Below are 13,324 nucleotides of genomic sequence, written 5' to 3'. Positions count from 1 at the left end.
TGTGCCTTGTCTCTACCATTTTGGTTTTCTTTTTTCTTGAAATGCCAATATACCTTCTTTTGCGTTAGGTGAATTTCTAATTTCTTGAAGCATTTTTAATAGGTATGGATGCTGATCATTCTCTGGAAGGTTTTGAAGCTTATTTAATGCTTCAAAACCTTTTTTTATAGCAAAAGGAGAATTTTCTAGTATAGTGTTGATCAGTACCTTTGTATCATTATCAATTTCATTTTTGCTCGAAAAATGTGTAACTAAGCCTAAATTATAGGCTTCTTCGGCAGTGTAGTTTTTACCTAAAATACACATTTCCAAAACTTTTCTTTGTGGCATTATTTTTAGTAATGTAGCCATCACTTGAAGCGGGAAAATACCACGTTTCACTTCTGGAAGTCCAAATTGTGCCTCTTCTGTAGCAATAACAAATGTACATCCACCGATAAATAAAAAACCACCAGCCAGCACATTCCCTTCAACTTTTGCAATGCAAGGTTTTTCTAAATATTTGAAGGCATCGCCAATGGTAATTTCTTTTAATGGAACTGGTAAAGTCTCATTTTTAATATCTAAATCAGGATTTTGAAAAACATTCAAATCCATTCCAGCACAGAAAACTGACCCTTCGGCTTTCAACAATATGCACCAAATCTCAAGCTGAAAATGGGCATAAGCCAACGCAAATGCTATTTCATGTATCATTGTTGGAGTAAAAGCATTACGTTTTTCGGGACGATTCAAAGTAATCGTAAATAGATTTCCCTCATCCTCAGTCTTAATTAGCTTAAATTTAACTTCAGCATATTTTTCGGTATCGGCTTTTGTAAAAAACATATTGTCTGTGAGCGAAATTTGAAATGTATTTGGTCTTAATTTTAAGAAATAAGCTCTTGGAAAGCTGTTTTTAATTCATCTACTAATTCACTTTTATTTTCCTTCAAAGGCTGAGGATAGTTTAATAAATACTCAGTTGGCATGTTGCCGACCAATTCATCTGCTGCCATTGGGCAGCCGCCGTAGCCAAGTATCGCTCCATCAAATCTTCTGCAACCTGATTTATAAGCGGCATCTATTTTTTCAAACCAAGTATCAGAAGTGGTATGCAAATGTGCACCAAATTCTAAATGTGGATATTTAGGGATTAAGTTCTCGAATAAATATGAAATCGAATCAGGTTTTGCAATGCCAACTGTATCGGATAATGAAAATATTTTTATACCCAATTTTTGTAATTCTTCCACCCATTTGATTACAATTTCTGCATTCCATTCATCCCCATAAGGGTTTCCAAACCCCATTGAAATATAGATAACTAATTGCTTATCAGTTTTTTGTGAGATTTCTTGAATAGCTTTTACACGTTCCAAAGACTCTACAATTGTAGCATTAGTATTGCGTAATTGAAATGTTTCAGAGATTGAAAAAGGATAACCCAAATATGTAATTTCATCAAATTGACAAGCTTCCAAAGCTCCACGTTCGTTTGCAATAATAGCTAAAAGTTTAGTTTTTGAATCTTGAATATTTAGTTTTTTTACTAAATCTTTTGTGTCCGACATTTGTGGAATTGCTTTTGGTGAAACAAAACTTCCAAAGTCAATTGTATCAAAAAGATTACTTTTGAGCAGAAAATTGATATATTTTACTTTCTTTTCAGTCGGAATAAATTGATGCAAACCTTGAATAGCATCTCGTGGACATTCAATTATCTTCATTTTGAATTTTATTAATGATTGTAACAGGCTGATGTTTAGTTAAAACAAAAGACTCATGTTGAGCAAAGTAGCACTTCAATCAACACGGTTTTCATTTAACAATTTCTCTCGCAATTACCACTTTCTGAATTTCACTTGTTCCTTCACCGATGGTACAAAGTTTGGCGTCTCTGTAATATTTTTCGGCAGGAAAATCTTTTGTATAGCCATATCCTCCATGAATTTGTATGCCTTCGGTTGCTACCTCAACAGCCGTTTCTGAAGCAAAAAGTTTAGCCATTGCACCTTCTTTGGTCATTTTTTTGCCTTGATTTTTTAAATGTCCAGCATTGCGAGTTAACAATTCGGCTGCTTCTATTTTTGTAGCCATTTCTGCCAATTTGAAGCTAATTCCTTGAAAATTCATAATTGTTTTTCCAAATTGTTGTCTTTCTTGAGCATACTTTAATGCTGCTTCAAAAGCTCCTTTCGCAATTCCCAGTGAAAGTGCGGCTATCGAAATTCTTCCTCCATCCAATATTTTTAATGATTGTACAAATCCATCACCAACATTTCCTAAAATATTATCTTTATGAATCCGACAGTTGTCAAAAAACAAACAAGCTGTTTCGCTGGCCCGCATACCTAATTTATTTTCTTTTTTACCTGCCGAAAATCCTTCAGTACCTTTTTCGATAATAAATGCTGTCATGCCATGTGAATCATTTTTATTACCTGTACGAGCAATCACAACTGCTACTTCTGAACTTATGGCGTGTGTAATAAAATTTTTGGAGCCATTTAGTACAAAATAATCACCTTCCTCAATAGCGGTTGTTGCCATGCCGCCTGCATCCGAGCCAGTGCCAGTTTCTGTCAACCCCCAAGCTCCAATCCATTGTCCAGTGGCTAATTTGGGTAAATATTTTTGTTTTTGCTGCTCATTGCCAAAAGTTAATATATGATTGGTGCAAAGAGAGTTATGGGCAGCAACAGAAAGACCTATTGAGCCACAAACCTTTGAAATTTCATCTAAAATGGTGATATATTCTTGATAGCCAAGTCCCGAACCTCCATATACTTCTGGTACGAGTATGCCCATGAAGCCATATTCACCCATTTTATGAAATAAATCTACTGGAAAAATCTGTTTTTCATCCCAGTCCATCAAATGAGGACGAATATGGTTTTCGGCAAAGTCTTTGGCACTTTGTTGAATCATTTCCAAAGCTTCTTCTGTTTCTGTTTCTAAGTAAGTCATTGTCTTTAGTTGTTTATTGAAATTTAGTTGCAATATTAATCATTGTTTTGACAACTATTTACTAAGTTTGTAAAAATTGTTTAAAACAATGAAAAATTATCATTATTTTGCTTCATCAACGAAATATATCAAGAATTATGCTAAAATTAGAAGAATTATTACTTGAACTAAATGAACGATTCGAGAAATTAAAATTGGGAGGTGGTTTGAAGAAAATTCAAGCTCATAAGGCCAAAGGCAAATTAACAGCAAGAGAGCGAATCGAATATTTAATTGATAAGGAAAGTAGATTCTTGGAGTTTGGGACATTTGCTGGCGAAGGAATGTATGAAGAGGAAGGAGGATGCCCTAATGGTGGATGTGTTTGTGGAATTGGCTATGTTAGCGGTAAAATGTGTGTTATTGTTTCCAACGATGCTACTGTAAAAGCAGGAGCTTGGTTTCCAATTACGGCAAAGAAAAACCTTCGAGCTCAAGAAATTGCCATGGAAAATCGTTTACCGATTATTTATTTGGTTGACTCAGCAGGGATTTATCTGCCCATGCAAGCAGAAGTTTTTGCTGACAAAGAACACTTCGGTAGAATATTTAGAAATAATGCACAAATGTCTTCGGCAGGAATACCACAAGTGGCGGCAATTATGGGAAGTTGCGTTGCTGGAGGAGCTTATTTACCTATCATGTCCGATTATGCTTTGATTGTCGAAGGCACTGGTTCGGTTTTCTTGGCGGGGTCATATTTGGTGAAATCTTCTATTGGTGAAGATATTGATAATGAAACTTTGGGAGGAGCAACTACCCATTGTGAGATTTCGGGCGTAACCGATAATAAATTCCCGAATGACGAGGCATGTTTAGATGAGATACGCAATATTTTTGATAAAATGGGGCATTTCGATCATGCAGGCTTTGATAAAAAAGAGGCTTTTTTACCAAAAAAAGACCCAAATGAGATTTATGCTATTTTGCCAGCCGACCGAGCTAAACCCTATGATATGGTTGAGATTATTGAAAGAATAGTAGATAATTCTGAATTCGATCAATATAAAAAAGGCTATGGACAAACGATTTTGTGTGGTTTGGCAAGAATTGATGGTTGGGCAGTTGGAATTGTAGCCAATCAAAGGAAAATTGTGAAATCTAAGAAAGGTGAAATGCAAATGGGGGGGGTGATTTATTCTGATTCTGCCGATAAAGCTGCTCGATTCATCATGAATTGTAATCAACAAAAAATTCCTTTGGTTTTCTTACAAGATGTAACTGGCTTTATGGTTGGAAGTCGTTCGGAACATGGAGGAATTATAAAAGATGGAGCAAAAATGGTCAATGCAATGGCAAATTCAGTTGTTCCAAAATTTACCTTTATTGTAGGAAATTCGTATGGAGCTGGTAATTATGCGATGTGCGGAAAAGCCTATGATCCAAGATTAATCTATTCATGGGTAACTGGACAAATGGCTGTCATGAGTGGAGCTTCGGCAGCTAAAACATTGGTTCAGATTCAGACTGCCACATTGAAAGCCAAAGGTGTAACGATTGGTGAAATCGAAGAAAATGAATTGTTGGATAAAATAACCGACAGATACAATTCACAGTTAAGTCCATACTATGCAGCATCAAATCTTTGGGTTGATGGAGTCATTGACCCTTTAGAAACCCGAAAAATTATTTCAATGGGCATTGAGGCTGCCAATCATTCTCCGATTCAGAAGCGTTATAATGTTGGTGTTATTCAGACTTAGTATGTATATATGTCTCTTGTCTTAAAATGAAAATATAAGATATAGTTAATTGCCGTTAGATAAAAATTTTTTATTCAACCATTCTTTTTTTGATAATAATGTAACTTTACCTTTTGATTGTAACCTTATTTCGTAATAAATGAAAAAATATTTACTATTTATCCTTTTTAGCCAAGTATCATTCGTTTTTGCTCAAAATAATATTCGAAAGGTAAGTATTAATATTGGTAGTTATCGTAACCAATTGGCCAACGTTCCTTTTGAAAATACGATTGTATTAGGGAAAACTTTATCAGCAGCTAATGTTATTTCACTCCCATTTCCAAATGGACAATCCTTTGATTTTCAAATAGTTGAATATTCAATATTGCCAAAAGGGACTAATTCAGATATAAAAACATATCATGGATTAAAAGTAGGTGATGAATCTATTAGCTGTAGAATATCTTTAACAAAGGATTGGTTGGTAGCAACTATTTATACAAATGAGGGTATTGTCGTCATCGAAAGAAGTAAGCAAGCCTTAGATTTAAATGAATATGATGTTTATCTTCAAAGTCAAAATGAGTTTGAATGTAAAGCCGAAAATAGCATTAATGCGAATGGAAGATTAAGAGATATTGATGGAATATTAAATTATACAAATGGTGCAAGTTTAAGAACTTATCGGATGGCTTTGTTTGTAACAGATGAGTTTTATATTGAAAGAGGAAATACAAATGCCACAATTAATAATGAAGTTACCGCAATTGTTAATAGTTTGAATGGTGTTTATGAAAGAGAAATAGCTGTAAGATTTACACTTGTATCACCCAATAATCCAGTGAGTGCCAATGTGTTTTATAGAAAAACAGAGGCAATAGGTACATATAACCAAGACATTAATACAATTAGAGTTGAAATGAATACTCGGTTTGGTGCTGCAAATTATGACCTCGGGCAATGCTTGCATAATACTGGTGGTGGGGTAGCCTACTATGGTGTTTGCAATAATTCTTATAAAGGCGGTGGTTGGTCAGGAAGTACAAGTCCTTCAAGTGTACTATTGATGGCTCATGAAGTTGGACATCAATTTACTGCTCCTCATACTTTTCTTGGAAATGGCAATAGTAATTGTAGTGATGGTAATAGAAGTCTTTCAACAGCATTCGAACCTGGAAGTGGCAATACTATTATGTCTTATGCAAGTTTGTGTATTGCTGCCCAAAATATTAGTGGAGGCAAAGTGCCTTATTTTCATACCAATTCGCTTCAAAGTATGATTACATATATCCAAGCAGGGGGGACAGGTAATACTTGTGGAACAGCTACAGCAACAGGGAATACACCACCAGTTGCCGTGGCAGGTACGGCATTTACAATTCCTAAAAATACACCTTTTACACTTATAGGTTCGGGGACTGATGCTAATGGAGATGTATTGAATTATACTTGGGAGGAATATGATTTACCCGTAGCCAATGATGTTGGAGCATTGGGTAGCGGAACAAATGGAGTTGGGGGCTATGCGGCCATCAATAGTACCACAGCCCCGTTATTTAGAAGTCGGCAATCTTCATCACCACAGCGTGAATTTCCAGCTTTAAGTAGCATCTTAAATAATGCTAATAATCCTCCTGATACAGAAGGTGAAGATTTACCGAATGTGAGTCGAACAATGAATTTTAGATTAACCGTTCGTGACAATCGTGCTGGTGGTGGTGGAACTCATTGCAGTGCAGTGGTGGTAACAGTCGATGCAACAAAAGGTCCTTTAGCCGTTACATTACCAAACGGTGGTGAAACTTGGACAGCAGGAAATAGCCATACGATCACTTGGAGTGTAAATAATACTAATTCGCTAAGTGCTAATGTGGATATTTATTTATCTGTCGATGGTGGTAATACTTTTCCGTATTTGATTGTAAGTAATACACCTAATGATGGTACTGAAAGTTATTTGGTTTCTGCAAATATTGCTAATACTACTCAAGCTCGTGTGAAAGTTGTAAGTAGAGGTAGTGCAACAGCCAATTTTTTTGATATTTCAAATGCAAATTTTACTTTAACTTCAACTTGTCAGGCAATTAGTAGTATAATATGTTCTGATGCTACATTAACTGCCCAGGCTGGTAATGCAGCATTAAATTTAGGTTTAAATTTTACCCCAGTTAGTAAATTTATAGGTTCAAGTAGATCTTTTAGTACTGCTGGTGCTGGTAGTCGCATGATTGTAGGATATTCAGATAACACTTTTACAACTTGTCAAAATATATTTTCAGATAACTCTATTCTCTTAAGCTTTAGAGTTAGCAAAACTGGTCAATATACTATTAGTGGATTGGGAGATAATAGTGCTGGCTCTGAACCCTTTTCAGTTTTCACATCGAATACTATGAACTGTTCAACTTTTGTTGGTTCAAATTCTTATGCCACACCTACAGGTATTGGATGGTTTGGAAGTCGTTCAATAAACCTGAATGCTTGTACAACTTATTATATTGCAATTTCTACATTTTTTGATCCGATTAATATTACACTTAATATTCAAGGTTTAGGAAATGTCTATGAAATAGCATCAAATCCAGTTGGATATAGCTATACTTACTTGGCTTTAAATACCTCAACGAACACCGTTTCTGCTGTAAGTTCAACTTCAAATTTTACAAGTTTATCAGCTGGTACTTTTGAAGTATATGGGGTAATGTATAAAAATGGTATTACAACTGCCACTTTCGTTGGCCAATCACTTAATGCCATTATATCGGCTAATTGTTTGATTTACAGCGATAATAAGAAAATATTAAATATTACACCTAATCCTTGTTCTACTCTTTTAACTTTAATCAACCCAACAGATAATATTTCAACTGGAAATATAACCAAACAAGCATCAGCAACTAATGGCACCATAACAGCCACAAATTTTGTTACTGGAGCTGGCACTAGAGCTACTTATCAAGCAAAAAAAATCCAACTTAATGCTGGGTTTAAAGCAGATAATGGAACAGTTTTTAAAGCAGAAATAGGAGGGTGTAATTGATTAGATAAAACATTAAAAAAGCTATCAAATCTAAATTTGATAGCTTTTTTAATGTTGTTTACTCTTAAATTAGTAGGTAATTGATTTATAAGCATTTGCAGGAACCAAAACTTCATTTCCATAAACTAAAACAGAGATTGATTGTTTAGAAAGATTTTCTATTTCAATCACATTAGGTTTAATAGAAACTTGTAAAGCATTTTTTCGGAAACCTACTCTGAACGAGAAACCTTGCCATTGTTCTGGTAAAAATGGTTCAAAAGATAGTTTATCTTGCTTTACCCTCATTCCACCAAAGCCTTGAACAACGGAAAGCCAAGTTCCTGCCATTGAGGTTATATGCAAACCATCTTCGGTATCATTGTTATAATCATCCAAATCAAGTCGGGCTGTGCGTACATACATTTCATAAGCTTTGTCTTTTTTACCTAATTTTGCTGCATGAATCACATGTACACAAGGCGAAAGTGAAGATTCATGAACTGTCATTGGTTCATAAAAATCAAAATTTCTTTGTAATTCTTCGATTGAAAAATCTGACTCAAAGAAGTACATTCCTTGCAACACATCAGCCTGTTTGATAAAACATGAACGTAAAATCCTATCCCATGACCATTTTTGATTGATTGGTCTTTGTTCTGCAATATCAACCACAGTTAGTAATTCCTTGTCTAAAAAACCATCTTGTTGTAAGAAAACTTGTCGATTTTCATCATAAGGAAAATACATATTTTCAATAATATGCTGCCATTTTTCGCTTTCTTTTTGGTAATCAAGATTGGTTTTCTCAATAATTTCTTTGAATTTTGATTGATTATTAGCTTTTAATTTTTCAAAACTTTCTATTGTATATTTTAAACACCAAACAGCCAAATAATTGGTGTACCAGTTATTATTGACATTATTTTCGTACTCGTTAGGGCCTGTGACACCCAGCATTACATATTTGTTTTTATCAGATGACCAATTGACACGTTGAGACCAGAATCTTGAAATACCAGTCAAGACTTCTAAGCCATATTCTTCTAAATATTGCTCATCGCCCGTATAACGGATATAGTCATAAATGGCATATGCAATTGCCCCATTTCGGTGAATTTCTTCAAATGTAATTTCCCACTCATTATGGCATTCTTCCCCGTTCATTGTCACCATTGGATAAAGTGCCGCTCCACCCGCAAATCCCAATTTCTCGGCATTTTCAATGGCTTTTTTCAAGTGATTATGGCGATAAACGAGCAAATTTCGAGCAACTTTTTGGTCTGAAGTTGCGAGATAAAATGGTAAACAATAAGCTTCTGTGTCCCAATACGTCACACCCCCATATTTTTCACCAGTAAATCCTTTCGGTCCTATATTTAATCGAGCATCCTCACCGCTGTAGGTTTGTTGCAACTGGAAAATATTAAAACGAATGGCTTGTTGAGCAGCTACATCTCCTTCGATTTGAATATCATTTCCTTCCCATTTTTTTGCCCAAGCTACTTGTTGTTCTTGAAGCATTTGTTCAAAACCTTTTTTTGAAATTTTAGCAATATACTGTTTAGCATGATTGCCTAAGTCTTCAATCGAATGATTTTCAGAAGAGAGATTTACAGCAAATTTAATGATTGAAACCTCTTTGCCTTCTTCCAAATTGAGTTTCAATTCATTGGCTACATAACTTTCTTTTTTGATTGGAAGTGTTTGATAATCAACAAGTTCAGCGTCTTGATAAATATCAAACTTCATAGCTGTACAAACCTGAAAAGTGGGTACAGTTTCCCAAGCCGATTTTTTGGTTTCAAGAGTTAAATAACCTTCATTGTGTGCGGTTTCTTTACTAATTTCTTTCCAAAATTTTTCCCCATGATTAGAATCTTTGTTGGAAACATCACCATCAAGTGAGATAGTCACTTTGGCGGAACCCCAAAAATTAAGAGGAGTAATGGCATATTTAATAATTCCAGCTTCATCATCAACCAAACTCAAAAATCTTTGAGAATGAATTTTCAGGATTTTTCCACTTGGTAGCTCAATTTCACATTTTCGGTCTAAAACACCCGTTCGCATATCAAGTGTTCGATTGAATGATAAAACCTTACTTGTATTAAGATCAATCGCTTCTCCTTCAATTTCAATATCAATTCCAGTCCAATTGCAAGCATTGATTACTTTGGCAAAATAATTTGGATAACCATTTTTCCACCATCCAACACGTGTTTTGTCGGGAAACCAAACGCCCGCTACATAATTTCCTTGCAGCGTTTTTCCAGAATAATGTTCTTCAAAATTTCCACGTCCACCCATTCGACCATTCCCCAAACTCATCAAACTTTCAGTTATTTCGTTGTGTTCCGGGTGGAATCCTTCTTCAATAATGCACCAGGCATCATGCTTAATATAATCTTTCATAAATCAGTATGACAGTTTTTTGACTATCTTTATTATAGGTAAAGTATTTTTTCTATTTTGGAAACTCGGCTAAATCAATGACCCGCAATGCCTGATTAACGTGTCTTTGTGTGTGTCTTGCTGAAATCATGTAAACATCGCCTAATGTAAATTTTAATAAATTTGTAAAAGGAGATGCTATTTTTATTCGCTCTAAATCTAAATTTTCTGATAATACTATTTGTCTTTGTAAGGTATTGATGATTTCGACAAACTTTGTTTTTACTTTAGTTATATCTAAATCAGGTCTAGGTTTTGTTACTTTAGGAGCTGAAAACTTATATTTAGTTTTTGGGTCAATGATATAATTTACAAAAATTTTGCCTTGAAAACTTAAATCAAATTCACTTTTTGTGGGGAATTCGCTTTTATCAATTTTTGATAATATTACATCTACTTTTTTCACATAAAAACCATTGGCAATATTCAAATGTTGCAAACACTCAGCCACATTCCATTTTTCAGGGGAAGGTTTCCAAGCAATTTGTTTATCTGAAAGTTTTTCAAACTTTTGATTGAAAGTTTGTAATATTTCATTCAAATCATTTTGTAATTGTCTGAGAGTTTGTTGGGTATTCATTTTTAGATTTGTCTCAAAAGTTCTGCTAACTCAAGTCCTTCAAAACCCGCTAAAACAATATCAGCTTTTGTCAAAATTTCTGCTTTGCCTATGCCCACAACTTTCATTCCTGCATTTTTTCCAGCTTCTACACCAGCAACGGCATCTTCAAATACGATACATTCGTTTTGAGAAAAACCTAATTCAGCCGCACCTTTCAAAAAAACTTCGGGGTCGGGCTTTCCTTTTGAGATTTTAGTTCCATCAATAATGGCATCAAAATCATCCAAAAGACCCACACCTTCTAAAATCATTTTGGCATTTTTACTCACCGAACCCAAACCTATTTTTACATCAGTTTGCTTGATTTGCTTGAAAAAATCTTGCACACCTGGCAAAATATCATCAGGTGTCATTTTACTTACCAAACTTAAATAATGTTCATTCTTTTTGGCTGCTAATTCAAGCTTTTGGTCTTCACTTAATTCAACACCTCCATGTTTTAATATCAAATCAAGTGAATCCATGCGACTAACACCTTTCAGCCCTTCGTTGAACTCTTCTGAAATATCAAATCCTAAGTCATTAGCCATTTTTCGCCAAGCTTGGTAATGAAAAATTGCCGTTTCGACAATTACACCATCTAAATCAAATAAAAATGCTTTAATCATTGTCTTTTTAGTAAGATGGAGTTCCTACTCCATCGGAATGTGACGGAGTAGGAACTCCGTCTTACTTAGTTTATTTTAATTCTAAAATAACTGCCGTCATCGCAGGTACTTTTAAGTTAGATATATCATTCAAAACTTCACCAGTCATGATATTTTTGGCTGATTTCGCACCTTTAATTACTTCAGCAAAGTTTTCTGTAGAAAATGATGCTTCTGATTTCTTTGTATTGCTCACCACCATTACTGTTTGTTTATCAGTATATCTGAAATACACATAAATACCATTATCAAATGGGGTAAATTGTTTAAACTTTCCTTTTGTAAGAGCCTCAGAAGTTTTTCTATAATTCAATAGTTTCTTATTGAAATCAAAAGCCTCATTTTCTTTAGCGTTACGTCCAGCAGCGGTAAATTTATTTTCAGCATCACCTTTAAAGCCCCCAGGGAAATCTTTTCTGACCTCTGCATCAGTCGGATTTTTGAAGTTTTTCATCAAAAATTCAGTACCATAATACATTTGAGGAATTCCTCTTAATGTATAAAGCCATGTCAAACCTATTTTATATTTATTAAAATCTTCCCCAATTACTGAAAAAAATCGGTCAGTATCGTGATTTTCTACAAAAGGTACAAGTTTTTCAGGGTTTTGGTAAACAATGTCTTGTGCTAGAGTTTGATACAATCTATTTACACCATTGGTCCATCCAAAATCTTCATTCAATGAACTATTAATTGCTCCTTGCACTACAAAATCACAACCTGCTGGTAAATTACATTTGAATGGAATATTCAAATTATTTCTTGTAAAATAAGCTTGACTAATCGGTGTATTTACAGCAGATTCACCAAAAAGCAACATTTGTGGATGTTCATCTAAAATCGCTTTGTTGCAACGATTCATAAACTCCATGTCATTATAAATATAAGTATCAATTCTCCAAGAATCAATGTTAAAATACTCGATTGTCCATAAAGCATGTTGAATTAAATAATTTGCTAATAATGGGTCTTTTTGGTCTAAATCTGGTAAAAATGCAGTAAACCAACCATCAGATGTAACTTTTTTATCATAAGCAGAGCCATTGACATCAAATAAAGGCTGATCTTTATATGATGTATTGGTGTATTTATCCCAATGATGAATCCAAGTTTTTGAGGGTAAATCTTTATTAAACCAAGCATCTTCACTTACATGATTATACACAGCATCTTGTACAATTTTGATACCTTTTTTATGTGCAGCACCAATTAATTTTAAATAAGCCTCATTTCCTCCGAATCGCTTATCGATTTGGTAATGATCAGTGAAATGATAACCATGATATGAACTACGCATGGTTCCGCCCTCATTGCTTTGGTGGGTATTATTCTCGATGATAGGTGTCATCCAAAGTGCGGTAACTCCCAATTCTTTGAAATAATCAAGGTGGTCAATGACTCCCTGTAAATCTCCACCATGACGCAGCCACGGACTTTTGCGGTCTGCCTCAGGGTCATTCATATTAGCGAATTTATCATTTGACTCATCTCCATTGGCAAAACGGTCTGGCATTAATAAATATACTACATCTGATTGGGTAACAGCTTGGGGCTTGGCAGTCCTATTTCTTAACTCATAATCAATTTTGGTACTGCCTTGTGTATTGCCAACGGTGAACTGTAATTTTCCAGCCTTCGTATTTTTGGCAATTTCTAAATCAATAAATAGGTAGTTGGGATTTTCTACTTTTTGAATTTTCTTTAATTTAACTCCTGAGTATGGTTTTAAACTTAGGTTTGATGTAGCAATGTTTTTGCCATAAACCAATATTTGGAGGTTGGGATTTTTCATGCCAACCCACCAGTTTGAAGGGTCAATGCGTTGAATATCAGGCTTTTGACTAAAAGCGTAGAGTGACAAGCCTAATTGTACAAAAACAAGAAGGATTGAAAGTTTGTTAAGTTTCAT

Annotated in this window: 9 protein-coding genes; 2 read left to right on the top strand and 7 right to left on the bottom strand. The window is 34.6% G+C overall.

The features are described from left to right. Nucleotides 1-12: 12 nt before the first annotated feature. The 3 genes from ACQUQZ_RS11585 to ACQUQZ_RS11575 form a co-directional block, all read right to left on the bottom strand. Nucleotides 13-828 carry an enoyl-CoA hydratase/isomerase family protein gene (locus ACQUQZ_RS11585; RefSeq protein WP_435355092.1) on the bottom strand — a complete coding sequence of 272 codons (816 nt, stop codon included), beginning with the start codon at nucleotides 826-828 and terminating at the stop codon, nucleotides 13-15. Nucleotides 829-869: 41 nt separating this feature from the next. Next, nucleotides 870-1,709, bottom strand: coding sequence for a hydroxymethylglutaryl-CoA lyase (locus ACQUQZ_RS11580; RefSeq protein WP_435355091.1), 840 nt, complete (start codon nucleotides 1,707-1,709; stop codon nucleotides 870-872). A gap of 91 nt (nucleotides 1,710-1,800) precedes the next feature. After that, on the bottom strand, nucleotides 1,801-2,949 hold the full coding sequence (locus ACQUQZ_RS11575; protein ID WP_435355090.1) for an acyl-CoA dehydrogenase family protein: 1,149 nt from the start codon (nucleotides 2,947-2,949) through the stop codon (nucleotides 1,801-1,803). A 137-nt stretch (nucleotides 2,950-3,086) separates the two neighbouring features. Between ACQUQZ_RS11575 and ACQUQZ_RS11570 the strand changes: the two genes are divergently transcribed. Next, nucleotides 3,087-4,691, top strand: coding sequence for an acyl-CoA carboxylase subunit beta (locus ACQUQZ_RS11570; RefSeq protein WP_435355089.1), 1,605 nt, complete (start codon nucleotides 3,087-3,089; stop codon nucleotides 4,689-4,691). A gap of 139 nt (nucleotides 4,692-4,830) precedes the next feature. After that, nucleotides 4,831-7,713, top strand: coding sequence for a reprolysin-like metallopeptidase (locus tag ACQUQZ_RS11565; protein ID WP_435355088.1), 2,883 nt, complete (start codon nucleotides 4,831-4,833; stop codon nucleotides 7,711-7,713). A 69-nt stretch (nucleotides 7,714-7,782) separates the two neighbouring features. On the opposite strand, the gene ACQUQZ_RS11560 is transcribed toward ACQUQZ_RS11565, so the two are convergent. The 4 genes from ACQUQZ_RS11560 to ACQUQZ_RS11545 all read right to left on the bottom strand — a co-directional run bounded on the left by ACQUQZ_RS11560 (nucleotide 7,783) and on the right by ACQUQZ_RS11545 (nucleotide 13,324). Continuing rightward, nucleotides 7,783-10,107 carry a family 65 glycosyl hydrolase domain-containing protein gene (locus ACQUQZ_RS11560; protein WP_435355087.1) on the bottom strand — a complete coding sequence of 775 codons (2,325 nt, stop codon included), beginning with the start codon at nucleotides 10,105-10,107 and terminating at the stop codon, nucleotides 7,783-7,785. Between the two features lie 52 nt (nucleotides 10,108-10,159). Continuing rightward, nucleotides 10,160-10,726 (bottom strand): DinB family protein, encoded by a 567-nt coding sequence (locus tag ACQUQZ_RS11555; protein WP_435355086.1) that lies wholly within the window; start codon nucleotides 10,724-10,726, stop codon nucleotides 10,160-10,162. A gap of 2 nt (nucleotides 10,727-10,728) precedes the next feature. After that, nucleotides 10,729-11,376 carry a beta-phosphoglucomutase gene (pgmB, locus tag ACQUQZ_RS11550; RefSeq protein ID WP_435355085.1) on the bottom strand — a complete coding sequence of 216 codons (648 nt, stop codon included), beginning with the start codon at nucleotides 11,374-11,376 and terminating at the stop codon, nucleotides 10,729-10,731. 70 nt (nucleotides 11,377-11,446) lie between these two features. Then, on the bottom strand, nucleotides 11,447-13,324 hold the full coding sequence (locus ACQUQZ_RS11545) for a glycoside hydrolase family 13 protein (protein WP_435355084.1): 1,878 nt from the start codon (nucleotides 13,322-13,324) through the stop codon (nucleotides 11,447-11,449).

The sequence above is a fragment of the Emticicia sp. SJ17W-69 genome (genome assembly GCF_051209875.1).
GTDB lineage: Bacteria > Bacteroidota > Bacteroidia > Cytophagales > Spirosomataceae > Emticicia.
This window is presented reverse-complemented; position numbering and strand designations above follow the sequence as displayed.